General features: G+C 68.6%; 17 protein-coding genes. 14 read left to right on the plus strand and 3 right to left on the minus strand.

Annotated features, from left to right (window positions below):
• The 9 genes from ABZ490_RS46000 to ABZ490_RS46040 form a co-directional block, all read left to right on the plus strand.
• Positions 1-483 (plus strand): methylmalonyl-CoA mutase family protein (locus tag ABZ490_RS46000; protein ID WP_359004776.1); only part of this gene is annotated, 483 nt, incomplete at its 5' end.
• Positions 484-494: 11 nt separating this feature from the next.
• Positions 495-1,352 (plus strand): 3-hydroxybutyryl-CoA dehydrogenase, encoded by an 858-nt coding sequence (locus ABZ490_RS46005; RefSeq protein WP_359004779.1) that lies wholly within the window; start codon positions 495-497, stop codon positions 1,350-1,352.
• Positions 1,353-1,672: 320 nt separating this feature from the next.
• The gene (locus ABZ490_RS46010; protein WP_359004782.1) at positions 1,673-2,227 is read left to right on the plus strand and encodes a helix-turn-helix domain-containing protein; all 555 of its coding nucleotides are present in this window, start codon (positions 1,673-1,675) and stop codon (positions 2,225-2,227) included.
• Between the two features lie 115 nt (positions 2,228-2,342).
• Complete coding sequence (locus ABZ490_RS46015; RefSeq protein ID WP_359004785.1) at positions 2,343-3,488, plus strand: PP2C family protein-serine/threonine phosphatase; 1,146 nt, start codon at positions 2,343-2,345, stop codon at positions 3,486-3,488.
• The gene (locus ABZ490_RS46020) at positions 3,489-4,244 is read left to right on the plus strand and encodes a TetR/AcrR family transcriptional regulator (RefSeq protein ID WP_359004788.1); all 756 of its coding nucleotides are present in this window, start codon (positions 3,489-3,491) and stop codon (positions 4,242-4,244) included.
• The gene (locus tag ABZ490_RS46025; protein WP_359004791.1) at positions 4,241-5,170 is read left to right on the plus strand and encodes an ABC transporter ATP-binding protein; all 930 of its coding nucleotides are present in this window, start codon (positions 4,241-4,243) and stop codon (positions 5,168-5,170) included. Before ABZ490_RS46020 ends, ABZ490_RS46025 begins: the two co-directional genes overlap by 4 nt.
• Positions 5,170-6,006, plus strand: a complete 837-nt coding sequence (locus ABZ490_RS46030; protein ID WP_359004794.1) for an ABC transporter permease — start codon at positions 5,170-5,172, stop codon at positions 6,004-6,006. The genes ABZ490_RS46025 and ABZ490_RS46030 overlap by 1 nt, the downstream gene beginning before the upstream one ends.
• A gap of 45 nt (positions 6,007-6,051) precedes the next feature.
• Positions 6,052-7,437, plus strand: a complete 1,386-nt coding sequence (locus tag ABZ490_RS46035; protein WP_359004796.1) for a histidine kinase — start codon at positions 6,052-6,054, stop codon at positions 7,435-7,437.
• Positions 7,434-8,105, plus strand: coding sequence for a response regulator transcription factor (locus tag ABZ490_RS46040; RefSeq protein WP_359004799.1), 672 nt, complete (start codon positions 7,434-7,436; stop codon positions 8,103-8,105). Before ABZ490_RS46035 ends, ABZ490_RS46040 begins: the two co-directional genes overlap by 4 nt.
• 36 nt (positions 8,106-8,141) lie before the next feature.
• Here ABZ490_RS46040 and ABZ490_RS46045 read toward each other — a convergent pair whose 3' ends face one another.
• On the minus strand, positions 8,142-8,390 hold the full coding sequence (locus tag ABZ490_RS46045) for a hypothetical protein (RefSeq protein ID WP_359004802.1): 249 nt from the start codon (positions 8,388-8,390) through the stop codon (positions 8,142-8,144).
• A 61-nt stretch (positions 8,391-8,451) separates the two neighbouring features.
• Positions 8,452-9,240 carry an IS4 family transposase gene (locus tag ABZ490_RS46050; protein ID WP_359004805.1) on the minus strand — a complete coding sequence of 263 codons (789 nt, stop codon included), beginning with the start codon at positions 9,238-9,240 and terminating at the stop codon, positions 8,452-8,454.
• Between the two features lie 202 nt (positions 9,241-9,442).
• Here ABZ490_RS46050 and ABZ490_RS46055 point away from each other — a divergent pair, with 202 nt between their 5' ends.
• The 5 genes from ABZ490_RS46055 (at position 9,443) to ABZ490_RS46075 (ending at position 13,053) form a co-directional block, all read left to right on the plus strand.
• On the plus strand, positions 9,443-10,276 hold the full coding sequence (locus ABZ490_RS46055) for a carboxylesterase family protein (RefSeq protein WP_359004808.1): 834 nt from the start codon (positions 9,443-9,445) through the stop codon (positions 10,274-10,276).
• Positions 10,240-11,007 (plus strand): hypothetical protein, encoded by a 768-nt coding sequence (locus ABZ490_RS46060; RefSeq protein ID WP_359004811.1) that lies wholly within the window; start codon positions 10,240-10,242, stop codon positions 11,005-11,007. Before ABZ490_RS46055 ends, ABZ490_RS46060 begins: the two co-directional genes overlap by 37 nt.
• 158 nt (positions 11,008-11,165) lie before the next feature.
• Positions 11,166-11,363, plus strand: a complete 198-nt coding sequence (locus tag ABZ490_RS46065; RefSeq protein ID WP_359004814.1) for a transposase family protein — start codon at positions 11,166-11,168, stop codon at positions 11,361-11,363.
• A gap of 61 nt (positions 11,364-11,424) precedes the next feature.
• Positions 11,425-12,201 carry an ISAs1 family transposase gene (locus ABZ490_RS46070; protein ID WP_359004817.1) on the plus strand — a complete coding sequence of 259 codons (777 nt, stop codon included), beginning with the start codon at positions 11,425-11,427 and terminating at the stop codon, positions 12,199-12,201.
• Positions 12,202-12,393: 192 nt separating this feature from the next.
• Entirely contained in the window at positions 12,394-13,053 is a 660-nt protein-coding gene (locus tag ABZ490_RS46075; RefSeq protein WP_359004819.1) for a hypothetical protein, read from the plus strand.
• A gap of 251 nt (positions 13,054-13,304) precedes the next feature.
• Here ABZ490_RS46075 and ABZ490_RS46080 read toward each other — a convergent pair whose 3' ends face one another.
• Complete coding sequence (locus tag ABZ490_RS46080; RefSeq protein ID WP_359004822.1) at positions 13,305-14,741, minus strand: RICIN domain-containing protein; 1,437 nt, start codon at positions 14,739-14,741, stop codon at positions 13,305-13,307.
• Between the last annotated feature and the right edge of the window lie 107 nt (positions 14,742-14,848).

The raw sequence follows: 14,848 nt of genomic DNA on the forward strand, positions 1-14,848 counted from the left end.
GAGAACCCCCTCCAGGGCTCCTTCGTCATCGACGAACTCACCGATCTGGTGGAGGAGGCGGTGCTGCAGGAGTTCGAGCGGATCAACGAGCGCGGTGGTGTCCTGGGCGCGATGGAGACCGGCTACCAGCGCGGCCGGATCCAGGACGAGTCGATGCTCTACGAGCAGCGCAAGCACGACGGCAGCCTGCCCCTCATCGGCGTCAACACCTTCCGCAACCCGCACGCCGACACCGCCGAACCCGCCACCGTCGAACTGGCCCGCGCCACCGAACAGGAGAAGCACTCCCAACTGAAGCGCGTCCAAGGCTTCCAGTCCCGTCACCAGGAGCCCGCCCACACCGCCCTGACCGCCCTCAAGGACGCGGCTGTCAACGGCGACAACGTCTTCGCCGTCCTCATGGACGCCGCCCGCGTCTGCTCCCTCCAGCAGATCACCGACGCCTTCTTCGAGGTCGGCGGCCAGTACCGCCGCAACGTCTGAAAGGTCTATCCATGGATTCCGTCACCCGCCTGGGCGTGGTCGGCTGCGGCCTCATGGGCTCCGGCATCGCCGAGGTCGCCGCCCGCCAGGGCCTCGACGTCCGGGTCGCCGAGGCCACCCCGGACGCCCTCGAAGCCGGCCGACGCCGTATCACCGCCTCCTTCGACCGGGGCGTACAGCGCGGCAAGCTCGCCGAGGTAGAGCGTGATCAGGCCCTCGCCAGGCTCTCCTTCACCCATGACCTCGCGGATCTCGCCGACCGGCAGTTCGTCATCGAGGCCGTCGCCGAGAAGCGCGGCATCAAGACCGACGTCATCCAGGGCCTCGACAAGGCACTCGAAGACCCCGCCGCGATCCTGGCCACCAACACCTCCTCCATTCCCATCGTCGACCTCGCCGTCGCCACCGAGCGCCCCGGCAAGGTGATCGGCATGCATTTCTTCAACCCCGTACCTGTTCAGGGGTTGGTCGAGCTCATTCCCGCCATCACCACCAGCCAGGAGACCGTGCAGCGCACCCGCGATCTCGCCGCACAACTCGGCAAGCAGCCCATCCAGGCCCCCGACCGTTCCGGCTTCGTCGTCAACGCTCTGCTCGTGCCCTACCTGCTCAGCGCGGTGCGCATGGTGGAGTCGGGCGGCGCCCAGCCGGAAGACATCGATCAAGGCATGGAGCTCGGCTGCGCCCACCCCATGGGCCCGCTGCGCCTGCTCGACCTCATCGGTCTCGAAACCGCCCAGGCAGTGGCCGAGTCCATGTACGAGGAGTTCAAGGAGCCGCTCTACGCCCCGCCCGCCCTCCTGCGCCGAATGGTCGCCGCGGGTCACCTGGGCCGTAAGAGCGGGCGCGGCTTCTACACCTACGACTGAGCCAGTGCCGCCGACGCGGCACTCCACGGCGTGATCGACTCCGTCGTCCGAGGGGGGCGGGTCTTCGCCCCCCGGACATGAGGGTCCGTGTTCACCCCTGCGCGCGGCATCACGTAATGCGCTCTGACCGTGCCCGGCAGAAGCGGGAAGCGACCGACTGCCTTCTCCGATGCGGAGGCGGCGGTGCAGCAGGGTGCCGTCGCCTCCGCCTTGCCGGAGGCGTCACCTCCGGCTACATTTTTAAATCAATCCATTGATTTAGAAGCTGCACCAGACCTATCGGAGACGCAAGATGCCTGTCGGAAGGCCGCACGCAGACCATGACCACGGATGAGACCCGCCGGCACATCCAGCAGACGGCGCTGGAACTCTTCGCCGGACAGGGGTACGAGAAGACCTCGCTGCGCGAGATCGCCGAGCGCCTCGGCCTCACCAAGGCGGCGGTCTATTACCACTTCAAGGCGAAGGAAGACATCCTCACCGTCCTCTTCGACGAGTGGATCAAGCCCATCGAAGAAGTGATCGAGTGGGGCCGGGCCGCTCCCCCGGGGCCGGCGACCAAACGGGAAGTCCTGCGCCGTTACCACCTCGCGCTCGCCCGTGCGGGGCCACTGTTCAGGCTCTTCGAAGCAAGCAAGGCAGAAATGCGCGACCTGGCCGCAGGCACGGCGTATCGGGAGACGATGACCCGTGTCCTGGCGCTCCTGACCCAGGACGGCGCCGGGCTCCATGAGCAGATCCGCTGCGCCGGTGCGCTGCTGATCCTCCATGGCGCTGCGACCGCGCTGGACGGCATCGAGGGCACGCCCGAGGAGAAGCACGCCGCCATCCTCGACGTGGCCCTCGGCCTGCTTCCCGCCCACGCTCGGGACTGACACCGCGCAGCCGAGATCACGGGCATCCGCAGGCACACAGCGCCCGGCCCGCACCGCCGCCAGGTGACCGGGCCTGCCTGACGCACAGAGAGTCCGCCGTCCGCCAGGAGTTCCCATGACACGCACACGCCCCCCGAGTCACGCCGATCCCTTCGACACCATCGAGCCTCCAGGAAATGCCGAGCTGGCCGTCAGCGTGGTCTCGGTGACGGCCGCCATGGTGATCCTCGGCGTCCTGTCCGGATCCGCGGTGTGGCTCCTCGGCCTCCTCGTCTTCCTGCCAGGCACGGCATCGGCCCTGTGCACCGTCACACAGACCAGGTTCGTCGCCACATGGACCACGCTCGTCGTCAGCGTCACCGTGGTGGCGCACGACGACATCGGCGTCCGCATGCTCGACCGTGTCCTGCTGGTGCTGCTCACCCTCGCTCTGGGGATCGTGTCCGTCTACGCCTGCCACCGTCGGCTCCGACGTGAGCACGAGATGATGCGCCTGCGTTCCACCGCCGCAGCCATGCAACGCCACATCCTCCATCCCATGCCCCTGCTCACCCCCGACGTCCTGGTCACCGGCGTGTACGAACCCGTACAAGAGGACCGCCTCGTCGGCGGCGACATCTACGACGTCGTCGACTCACCCTTCGGCACCCGGGTGCTGATCGGCGATGTGCAGGGCAAGGGCCTCGCCGCCGTGGGCGCCGCCTTCGCCGTCATCGGCGCCTTCCGCGAGGCCGCCCACCGAGAGCCGACACTCACAGCGCTGGTCGACGCGCTGGACGCAGCGGTCATGCGGCACAACTCCTACGCCGAACAGACCGGCGACGACGAACGGTTCGTGACCGCGCTCGTCGTCGGCATCGACGCCGATGACGAGGCACAGATCGTCAACTGTGGTCATGTTCCTCCCCAGTTGGTACAGGAGGGCGCCGTCGTCACCCCGCTGCTGGAGACCGGTGTACCGCTCGGGCTCGCCGACCTCTCCGACGCGCCCGCGACGGTCGACTGGTTCGCGTTCCCCGCCGGTTCGACGCTGCTGCTGAGCACGGACGGACTCACCGAGATCCGGGCCGCCGACGGCACCTTCTATCCGGTCGAAGAGCGGCTCAAGGACCACGTCGGGCTCTCCCCCACCGACCTCGCGCAGGCCCTGTACGAGGATGCCCGCGCGTTCGCCAGGGACGAGGGACGGCACGACGACATCGCCGTCCTGGCCGTACGCCGGTCACCGCACGGCCTGACCCCGCCCCCTGCAAAGCGTTGAATGGGAATCGGCATGGCAGACACGATCACACCAAGGACCGGGTTCCCGGCGGCCCGCCAGGACGGGCTCGGGCCCAAGCGCAGGGCCGAGCTGTACGAGACGGTGATCACCCTGCTGCGCGACCTCGGCTACAACGCCCTGACCATGGAAGCCGTCGCAGCCCGCCTGCACTGCAGCAAAGTCACGTTGTACCGCCGATTCAGCGGCAAGCACGAGCTGGTGCTGCAGGCCCTGCGGCACCTCTCCCCCTTCGACGTCGACATCGTCGACAGCGGCTCGCTGGCCGGCGACCTGCACGGGCTGATCGAAAGGCGGGGCGAGGAGCGACTGCATCAGGACGGTGCGCTGATACGAGGCCTGATGAGCCCGATGCACACACACCCAGATCTGGTGTCCGCACTGCGCAGGCCCGGTCCCGGTCGACTCGACGCGGTGGTCGCGCGGGCGGTGGAGCGAGGCGAACTCCCTGCACAAGAACAGGCGTCGGACCGGCTGCCGCTGTTGCTGCTCGCGGGCGTGCTCGCCTGCACGCTGATCGGGGATCCGCCCCTCGGCGGCGCCTACCTGCACCGGTTCGTCGATGCCGTGATCCTGCCCGCTCTCGGCGTCACCGACTCCCTGGCGGCAGCGGACATCCCTCGCCCGCAGTGGTACCTGGGTACCAACATCGCTTCCGACCCCGCGATCGCGTCACTCCCCGCTCCTAGCTTGGACGCAAGCCAGCACAGCCGCACAGGCGGGAGAAACGACCCGTGATCGACGTTCAGCAACTCACCAAGCGGTACGGGCACAAGACCGTCGTCGACGCCCTGACCTTCACCGTCAAGCCCGGTCAGGTCACCGGCTTCCTCGGGCCCAACGGTGCCGGGAAGTCCACCACGATGCGCATGATCATCGGCTTGGACAAGCCCACCGCCGGATCGGTGACGGTGGCCGGCAAGCGCTACGCACAGCACCAGGCGCCACTCCAGGAGGTCGGCAGCCTGCTGGAGGCCAAGTCCGTCCATCCGGGCCGCAGCGCATTCGCCCATCTGAAGGCGCTCGCCCGCACGCACGGCATACCCCGTCACCGGGTCGACGAGGTCATCGAACTCGCCGGACTGCAGAGCGTCGCCCACAAGCGGGCCGGCGCCTTCTCCCTGGGCATGGGGCAGCGGCTCGGCATCGCTGCGGCCCTGCTCGGCGATCCGGAGATCGTCATGCTGGACGAGCCGGTCAATGGCCTCGACCCCGAGGGCGTGCTGTGGGTGCGGAACCTCTTGTCCCGCCTCGCGGACGAGGGCCGTACGGTCATGCTGTCCTCGCACCTGATGAGCGAGACCGCCCTGATCGCCGAGCACCTGGTGATCATCGGCCGTGGCCGACTGCTCGCCGACACCACGGTCGAGGCCTTCATCCAGCAGGCCGGCGGGCGCGGAGTGAAGGTCGCCAGCACCGAACCGGAGCGGTTGCGGGCCACATTGTCAGGCCCTGACGTCACCATCACCTCCACCACCGCGGAGGAACTCGTCGTCGTAGGACTGGACGCCCGCCAGATCGGCTCCCTGGCCGCGCAGCACCAGATCCCGCTGTACGAACTGACCTCACAGACAGTGTCGTTGGAGGAGGCGTTCATGGAACTCACCAGCGACGCAGTGGAGTACCACGGCACCCAGATCGCCACTTCGGGGAAGGCCGCCTGATGACCACCACCGCAGCCGACACCTCCACCGCCGCCGGGCGCGACTCGGCCCGGCCCGTCTACAAGGTCACCTTCGCCGGGGTGATCCGCTCGGAGTGGGGCAAGTTCTGGTCGGTGCGCTCGACCTGGATCACCCTCGCCCTGGCCGTCGTGATGGTCCTGGCCTTCGGGATCATCGCGGCAGCCGTCTTCACCCCCGGAGAGAGCCGCGGCAACGGCCCGGACGTCTCGGAAGGGGCGGTGGGCCTGGCCACGACGGGCACCACGTTCGCCGAACTCGCCCTCGGCGTGCTCGGCGTCATGATCGCGGCCAGCGAGTACACCACGGGCATGATCCGTGCCACGCTGTCCGCCGTACCCACGCGGCTCCCGGTGCTGTGGTCGAAGAGCCTGGTCCTCGGCTCCGCCATCCTGCCCCTGGCCTGCGCGACCGCCCTCGGCTCCTTCTGGGTGGGCGGACTGGTACTCAAGGACACCGAGATGGCACAGAGCATCTCCGACCCCGGGGTGCTGCGCGTCCTGATCGGCGTCGGGCTGTACCTGACGCTGGTCGGCGTGTGGGGCGTGGCGCTGGGCTCGTTGCTGCGCTCCACCGCGGGCGGCATCGCCGTCCTGGTGTCCGTTCTGCTCATCGTGCCCGGTCTGACGGGGCTGCTGCCCTCTTCCATCCGCGACGACGTCACGCCCTACCTGCCGAACGAGTCCGGACAGGCGGTGACCCATCTGCATCAGGCGTCCGACTCGCTCGGCCCCTGGGCCGGGCTGGCGGTGTTCGCCGGCTGGGTGGCGCTGACCCTGGCGGGCGCGGCGTACCGGCTCGCCAAGACCGATGCGTGACCGGCCGATACGGGACCGGATTCCCGTGAAGGAGGCATACCTGCGATGACCGCGAGGGCGACGGTGGCGACCGACCACCCCCCGGCCGCCGCCGTGTCTCGCGCCCCGGGGGCCGGTCTCGCGCCGCCCCCGGGGCTGGAAGCCGTCTGGGCGCATCCGTTCCTGGGCCGGATGCTGCGCGCCCAGCGCCGTCTGCGGTGGGCCGACGGATCCCGCCCGTGGCTGCTGGACTGCGCGGTCGTCGCGGTCGCCGCCACCACGGCGCTCGTGGACGCCTGCGCCGCCAGCGACCGGAGGCTGTTCGACGCGAAGCGCCCGGACCTGCCGCTCACCGCCCTCGTCGCCATCACCGCCGCCATGGTGCTGGCGCTGTGGTGGCGGCGCCGGGCGCCCGCGACCGTCTTCGCCGTCGTGGCCGTCGCCTCCGTGATCCCCCTGGCGCTCAACCTGTGGCTGCTCGCCGGCGCCTGTCTGCTCACCGCCCTGCACAACCTGGCCCTGCACGGCCCGCTGCGGCTGCTCGGCTGGGCATCGGCCGTCGTACTCGTCGAGACGAGCGCGGCGGTGTGGTGCCTGCTGCCCTCCGGCAATCCCGCACCGGCCCTGCTGCTTGTGGTGAGTCAGGAGATCGCCGCCGTCGCCCTGGCTCTGGCGCTGCGCACCCAGCGCGTGTACCTGGCGGCGCTGAGGGAACGGGCGGCCCGCCTGGAGATCGAGCGGGATCAACGCGAACGTCTGACCGCGGCCGCCGAACGCCACCGTGTGGCCCGCGAGATGCACGACATCGTCGGTCACAATCTCGCCGTCGTGGTGGGCCTCGCCGACGGGGCCGCCGCCCTTGCCGTCAGCCAGGGCGAACAGAGCGCCGAGGCACTGCGCCTGATCGGGGACACCGGCCGTGAGGCCATGGGTGAGGTGCGACGGGTGCTGGGCGTGCTCGGGGACGAGCCGGAGGAAGCTCCCCTCAGCCCGCAGCCCTCCCTCGTGGACCTGGACACGCTGCTCGCCCGCGTGCGCGCCGCGGGCCTGAGCGTCTCCTACCGGACCGAAGGAAACCTGACCGCCCTCAGTGGCGGAATACAGCTGACGGTCTACCGCATCGTCCAGGAGGCCCTGACCAATACCCTCAAGCACGCGGGGCCCGGTTCCGCCGCGCACGCCACCGTGACCACCGCAAAGGGCGCCATCCGGGTGCGGGTCACCGACACGGGGCCGCGGCCTGGCGACCGGCACACGGATGCCAGTCCCGACGCGTCCGGCCACGGCCTCGTGGGCATCCACCAGCGGACCGCGATGTACGGCGGCACCGTCATCGCCGGACCGCGTACCGACCGGCCCGGCTGGATCGTGGACGTCACCCTCGAAGGCGCCGACGCCGAGGATCCCCGCCGGACCTATCGCGTGCCCGTCGCCGGAGACCCCGCTGCATGACCACCGTCCTCATCGCCGACGACCAGCCACTGCAGCGCCTGGGCTTCCGCATGTTGCTGCAGGGCACTCCCGGCATGAGCGCCGTGGGTGAGGCCCGCGACGGCGCCGAGGCGGTCCGTATGGTCGCCGACCTCCGGCCGGAGGTCGCCCTGATGGACATCCGGATGCCGGGCATGGACGGCATCGAGGCCACCCGCCGCATCGTTGCCGCCGGCGGCCGCACCCGCGTCCTCATCCTCACCACCTTCGCCCTCGACGAGTACGCACATGCCGGCCTGCGCGCCGGAGCCAGCGGTTTCCTGCTCAAGGAGGCCCGCCCCGAGGAGGTACTCGCCGGCATCCGGGCCGTGGCGGGCGGCGATGCGGTCGTCGCGCCCCGTCTGACGCGACGCCTCCTCGACGCGTACGCCCGCCAGGTCCTCGCCCCCGGCGACGCCACACTTCCGGCCGCCGATCGGCGGCTGGGCGAGCTCAGCGACCGCGAGCACGAGGTACTGCTCGCCATCGCCAGAGGATGGACCAATACCGAGATCGCCGAACGACTCGTGCTCACCGAGTCCACGGTGAAGAAACACGTCGGCCGCGTGCTCGCCAAACTCGGCGCACGCGATCGCGTCCAGGCCGTGATCATGGCGTACGACGCAGGGCTGGTCCGGCCCCGTTCCTGAGCGGACGGCAACACACCAGGACTTAACTTGCGCAAGTCAAGCAATCTGATTATATTTGCGTGAGTCAAGTAATTGATCGCCCCGGGCGCCACTCCCCCCGAAGAAGCCGGCAACGGCAACCGCAGCCCCCGCCACCCCCGGGCCCGTCGACTCCTTCATCAGGTTCGTGATCTTCGGCGGCGGAGTCGGGGTCCTCTCCAGCTTCGCGGTGCCACTCCTGGCCATGGCGTTGCCCTGGTGGATCTCGAACGCAATCATCACTGTCGCCTCGACATTGCTGTGCACCGAGCTCTACGCCCGCTTCGTGTTCCGCAAGGGGCGCGGTGCCGGGTGGCGCGAAACACCGTCAGCCGATGGATACTCCAGCGACGCCTGGAACACTGCCGACCGGACCTGGCTCGCCCGGGCGCGGATTGGCCGGCACCCTCCACAGCAGGTCGGCGCCGGTAACGGTGAAGGCCTGCCACAACGGCACTCCGAGGAACTCCCGGTCGGCCAGGACAAGTTGTCCCGGCCCGCAGGAGCGGGGCAGGCGGCCCACCAGGGTGACTTCCCCGGTGCGCCAGCCGGCCAGCTCGGCGTCCAGCACGAGGTGCGTGCCCACTTCGATCAAGCAGGCCATCCGTACTTGGGGAAAGGAGCCCCTGTCGTGACCGCGGCTGCTTCCGGGGCGGCCGAAGGCAGCCTCGTCGGCCGAGCTGTCGGCAACGTCCCAGCAGGTCCCGTCCACCGCCAGCATCCGCAGCCCCCGCCAGAACGCCCCCGGAGTACTCTCGGTGCCCATCGGTTCTGCGGTCGTGGTGAACAGGACCCGCAGCGGCTCCGGACCCAGCCACTGACGGGCCCTGAACAGCGACGATTCCGCCGGAACCCGCCAGTCACCCAGCAGACCCTGGCTCCGCAGGCCCTCGACCAGATGCCGCATCACGTCCAGATACGGCGCCGGCGAGAACAGGGCCAGCCCGAGCACGAAGTACACCACCAGCCGGGCCCGCAGCAGGCGTCTGCGTTGTTCCGCACGACCACACACGGCCACCGCACGATCCACCAGACCGGACGGATACACCCAGGCCAGCAAACCCAGGCCCGATAACTCGCCGACATCCCCAGACACCCGAACCACCCCCGGGAACACTGCCCAGCAGCCTACGCCCACGAGCTAACGCAACGGCATTACCCCCGAGGGCGGTCACCGGCACCGCGCCGAACCGTTCGCCAAGCCGGGACATCCGGCAGCGAGGAGACACTCACGTGACACCAGCCGACTTCGTCATCCCCCCGCCACCCGGGGCCCGGTCCGAGGCCGCCGCCACGAACACGCCGCCGTCTTCCTCGACGTGCCCTACGCCACTGCGCCCGTCGGCCGCGAGCGTTTCACCGCGCCGCGCCCGCGCCCCGGGTGGACCGAGGTACGGGACGCGACACGGATGGGACCGACCGCGCCCCAGCCCGTCCGGGACGCCTTCGGCACCCTCGACATGTCCCCCTACTTCGGCCCGGGCTGGCAGCGCGGCGAGGACTACCTCACCGTGAACATCTGGGCCCTGCGGACCGACGGCCCGGGGCGGCCGGTCACGGTGTTCGTCCACGGCGGCGTCGTCGTCGCCGGCTCCAACGGCGCGCCGCTCCACGACGGTACCGCCTTCGCCCGCGACGGCGTGGTACTGGTCACCGTCAACTACCGCCTGGGCATACCCGGCTTCCTGCACCTGCCCGACACGCCGGACAACCGCGGCATGCTCGACGGCCTCGACGCCCTGCGCTGGATCCGCGACAACATCGACCGCTTCGGCGGCGACCCCGCCAACCTGACCCTCTTCGGCCAGTCCGCAGGAGCCGTCATCGTCGGCGGCATCCTCGCCGATCCCGCCGCATCCGGCCTGGTGCGACGGGCCGTCATCCAGAGCGGCACCGGCACCGGAGCCCTCACACCCCAGGCCGACATCGTCACCCGCGAGGTCGGTCGCGAACTGGTCACCGAGCCCACGGCCACAGCCCTGGCCGACATCCCCGATGGCCGTCTCGTCGCCCTCCTGCCCCGCCTGGGCGGACAGGATCTGCGCACGCTCACCCGACACCACCCGCTGGGCGGCATCACGTCCTTCAGCCTGGTCGCCGAGGAACACCCGCCACGGTGCTGGCCGCGCGGGGAAGCGACACCGACCTGCTGATCGGCTCCAATCTCGACGAAGGCAGTCTCTACCTCGCCCCGCTCGGCATCCTGGCAGGCAGCACCGAGGCCAACCTCCATAGCACCGCGGCACAATTCCTGTCCGGTCCAGGCTCCACCACCGAGGACGCCGTACGCACGTACCGGGCACGGCACCCGAACGCCACCACCGCCGAACTGCGCACCATCATCTTCGGTGACGGGCTCTTCACCACAGGCACCCGACTGATGGCCGCCACACACGTCCACGCGGCATCCGGGCGCACCTACCGCTACGAGTTCGCCTGGCGCTCCGACACACTGGACGGACAACTCGGCGCGAGCCACGTGATGGGCGTGGACGCAGCGGGCCGGAGTGTGCTCACCAATGCGCACAACACGTCGGCGTCGGCTGCGTTCTTTGAGGACGCAAGCCGTCAAGTAGCAACCCAGGACAACGACGAGCCCCACCACCACGAGGAACACCACGGTGCGTGCATCGAACACGGCCACGGAAGCCCTTTAACCGACATTGACCAGGCGCAACCTCGTGCGGCTGACGGGCGTCACCAACATCGCCACCGCCCTTCGCCGCAACCTCCGTGTCTCACACCCCCTCGCGCTCTTCAGGTTCACCTGATCATTAAACGGACATCAGAAGACTTCGCCGAAGCCCTGCCTCTCCCGCAGTCAGCAGGCCGTCAACCGATCCCCCGCAAGGCTCTGGGCCAGGGCTTCGGCGTAGTCGTATGACACCCGGTTCATAGCGATCTGCCAGCTCGGTGACGCTCCCGGAACGTGACAGGCACGGTTTCCGAGATCATAGAGTTCTCTACGCCCCGTGCTCCGAGTGGAAGACCGTGCCTGCCGACGCATCATCGCTGATCCCGCCCGCCTTTGACCAACTCCGCGTGCATCGCGAGGCCGTGCCCGAGGATGTCCCGGGCCTGCTGGAGCGACTCGGCGAGGTGCCCGACCCGCGCGATCCGCGCGGTGTGCGGCACGCTCTGGTCGTCGTGCTCGCGCTGAGCGCGTGGGCGGTGCTGGCCGGAGCGACTCCCTGCTGGCGGTCGGCGAGTGGATCGCCGACGCTCCGTCCGCTGTCCTGAACGCCTTGGTGTACGGCCCGATCCGTTGTTGCCGAAGCGGTGCCTGCCGGCGGAATCGACAGTGCGGCGGCTGCTGGACCGCATCGACGGCGACGCGTTGGACAGGGCGGTGGGTTGCTGGCTGGCCGACCGGCGCACCACCACCGACAGCCGGCTGCGCGGACTGGCGGTTGACGGCAAGAGCCTCCACGGAGCGGCCAGGCCCGAGGGCCGGAAGATCCACCTGCTGGCCGCCTGCGACCACGTCCGCGGCCTGGTGATGGCGCAGCTGGACGTGGGCGAGAAGACGAACGAGATCACCTGCTTCAAGCCGTTGCTGGAGATCGTCGCCGACCTGGCGGGTATGGTCGTGACCAGCGACGCGATGCATACCCAGCGTGAGCACGCCGGCTATCTGCTCGGCCGGGGCGCGCACTACATCGTGATCGTGAAGGGGAATCAGAAGAAGCTCCGCAAGCAGCTCAAGTCCCTTCCCTGGAAGCGGATTCCGCTGCAGTCACGCGCCCGCGATGCCGGGCACGGGCGGGGCGAGATCCGCCGGATCAAGGTGTGCACGGTGAACAACCTGCTCTTTCCCGGTGCCTGCCAGGCTGTTCAGCTCAAGCGCCGCGTGGAACACAGGACCGGGAGAATCAGCATCAAGACCGTCCACGCGGTCACCAGTCTCGCCGAGGACGCCGCCCAACTGCGGACCGGCGCCGGACCTCGTGCCATGGCCACCTGGCGTAATCTCGCCATCGGCGCTCTCCGCCCCGCAGAGAGCACCAACATCGCCGCCGGGCTGCGGGGCAACGCCCGTGACGCCCTCAGGCCACTCGCCCTCGTCGGACTCGCATGATCACGAAGCGGACGGCGCACAACTTCGCCTGAAGCCTGATAGCGCCGCCTCACACATGGGTACTCACACGGAACATGACATCTCCGGAGGGGGCGGTGGTGCGGGGTGAACGAGATGGTGCTGAGACGGTTACGTCCGCCTGCGCCGGGGACGCGTCGGGCCGTGCGTCAGCGGAAGCGGCTGGAGTTGCAGTTGAGCGGGATCAGTAGGCTCACCTGGCGGGGTGTGGGGAAACTCGTCGGCGGGATCTTCGTCCTGGCCTTCGTTCTTGTTGTCCCGCTGGGGGTGTTCAACAGTATTGAAGCTCGGTTCGGTCGGCTGGCCTCCGGGCTCTATCTTGTGCCGTTCGTTGTCCTGTCGGTGCCTTTCACGCGGTATCTCCGCCGGCGCGACGGCGTGTACAAGCCGCGGGAACTTGCGGGGCTGGACGAGTGGGGGCTGGCGAAGGCGGCGCAACGGATACTGCTGCGGCGGGAGGGCTTCTGGCGCGTCATCTCCGAGACCGTGGAGGGCAGACCCCGGGTGTTTGCCTGGCACCCTGGTGACGACGAAAGGCTTGAGATCGCCGTCCACACGGGTCCGGCTCCGCTGCGGGACACGGCTCCCCCGTGGGATGCGGTGCGGTTCGGCGCTGGGCGTACGGCCCGGCTGATGATCAGCGTGGAGGAGTTCACCGACGAGGACGCTCGGTGGGCCGCGGGCCAGGGGGTGCACCTGCTCGACGGCGATTACCTGAAGCGGTGGGCGGCCGAAGGCTGGCTGCACCAGTTGGTCACCCTCTGGCCGTCCTCGTCTGCCTCGCGGCAGGTGGTCGGGGGTAGGCCGATACGCCTCCGACGGGATCAGCGCTGATGCGACGGCACCCACGGTAGTCCACTCGGATCGCCCGGCAAATCATCGCGAATCGGATGTCACGCAACTACGCCGAAGCCTTGGGCTCTGGGCCCTGGTAGAACAGGCCATCGCCACCCTGAAGTCCTGGCGGATTCGCCGCAAACTCCGCTGATCGACGACCCGCAATCACGAACCTCGTCCAAGCCGTCCTCACCCTTCATTTAGCCAGCTCACATTGAGGATGGAAAAAGCTCAGCGACCCACCTCTTTTAGGGGCTGACGATCTGCCACTCCTGGTCGTCGGTGTTGGTGCAGTAGAAGAGCAGGAGTCGCACCTCGTCGGCGCTTGACTCATTCCCAGCCACTTCGAGACACATATCGTTGCTGGCAAAGTTGCGTATCCAGTAGGCGCCACTATCCTGCTTGTCGATCCACCACAACTGGTTGTCGTCCGTCGTACCTACGCAGTCTGCCTCGGAAATCGCCGCGTGAATGGACTGGGCTCCGGAGCCCGGTAGGTCCATGCAGTATTGATCCTTGGCGTTGCGTATCTGGAAGAGGGCGGAGCCGCCTGGGCCAAGGCTTGAGTAACGTACCTCGAGATTCCAGAGTTGATTGTCATCGGCGCTCTCGATACACGTGAACTGCTGCACCCGGCCACCCTTCTCACCGTTACCCTCACTCGGAATGTCGGCGCACTTCTTGGTGGCGGTGTTCTGCAGCAGGACGTTGTTCGCGGGGACGACGCTGCTGGGCCCGTCTTGCGTCGCTTCCGGCCGCGCCGCCTGCCCGTCGTCCCCGCTCTCCGGGGAGTTCTGCGGAGCAGGAGGAGAGGCCGCGGGCTCAGGGGCCGCCGGCTCGGAGGCCGCGGGCTCGTTTGACGGGGCTTTCGGTGCATCGGGTGTCGGGGAGATTGGGGGAGCCAGGGTGCTGAAGTCTGTTGCCTGCTTCTCCTTTGCGGCACTGAGGACTTGGGGCTTGTAGGCGATCCACAGCATCACGAACGCGATCGTCAGTGCCGTGAGAACACTCAGGAGCGTCGCCAGCCAGCGCGGCAGGAAACCCTTCTGTACATACATGCCCTCCACATCCAGTGGTGCAACCCCCGACCGCTGTACCGCCAGCTTATAGGGCTGGTGCCCCTGCGATCCGAACCAGATAATCTGCCGCGGCTTCAACGTCGCCTTCACGAACGCCGCACGACCCGGCTCGATCTGCACATTGCTCGGGTGAATATCGTACGACAGTTGATCCCCGTTGTCACTCCCCCTCACCGACGCCGTTAACTTCGTATTGCCCATGTTGTCGATTGCCAGCCTCGGACGCCCCCGGAAACGGGCCTTCACCGTCGGCGGCACCAACTCGGCACGCACGTCCACGAACGGAGTGATCGTTAGATTCCCCTCAGGAATCGTCGTTGCCTCCGGATGCTCCGTCGGCGTGATCCGGACTGCGTACGGACTCGGACCCGCCGTTGCATCGGGTGTTCGCGGCGGAGAGAACGTCAGATCCACCGAACCAGTCGTACCCGGATACAACCGCAACACCGGCGGCACGACGACCGCCCAGGTAGCCAGAGCCCCCACCACCTCGAACCGGTACTCGTCCACCACATCGCCGGTGTTGCGCAGCCGCAGTCGCACCGTCGTAGCACCACCCGGATCCACAGTCGCGGACGCAGGCTCAAGGGAAGTCCAAAGGTTCACTCCGAGACGTTAAACCTGTCACTGGTGTCGGGTCAGGAAGCTCCGGGGCGCGATGACTGCCCGAACAGGCAACATCGGCTGCTCGTTCTCCTGAGGGCAGGAGTACG

It is taken from the genome of Streptomyces sp. NPDC005811 (assembly GCF_040630405.1).
Classification (GTDB): Bacteria; Actinomycetota; Actinomycetes; order Streptomycetales; family Streptomycetaceae; genus Streptomyces.

Excerpts from the sequence above, each read along its gene's own strand:
- ABZ490_RS46020 (WP_359004788.1), top strand. The coding sequence starts at position 3,489 with ATGGGAATCGGCATGGCAGACACGATCACACCAAGGACCGGGTTCCCG.
- ABZ490_RS46030 (WP_359004794.1), top strand. The coding sequence starts at position 5,170 with ATGACCACCACCGCAGCCGACACCTCCACCGCCGCCGGGCGCGACTCG.
- ABZ490_RS46035 (WP_359004796.1), top strand. The coding sequence starts at position 6,052 with ATGACCGCGAGGGCGACGGTGGCGACCGACCACCCCCCGGCCGCCGCC.
- ABZ490_RS46005 (WP_359004779.1), top strand. The coding sequence starts at position 495 with ATGGATTCCGTCACCCGCCTGGGCGTGGTCGGCTGCGGCCTCATGGGC.
- ABZ490_RS46015 (WP_359004785.1), top strand. The coding sequence starts at position 2,343 with ATGACACGCACACGCCCCCCGAGTCACGCCGATCCCTTCGACACCATC.
- ABZ490_RS46040 (WP_359004799.1), top strand. The coding sequence starts at position 7,434 with ATGACCACCGTCCTCATCGCCGACGACCAGCCACTGCAGCGCCTGGGC.
- ABZ490_RS46010 (WP_359004782.1), top strand. The coding sequence starts at position 1,673 with ATGACCACGGATGAGACCCGCCGGCACATCCAGCAGACGGCGCTGGAA.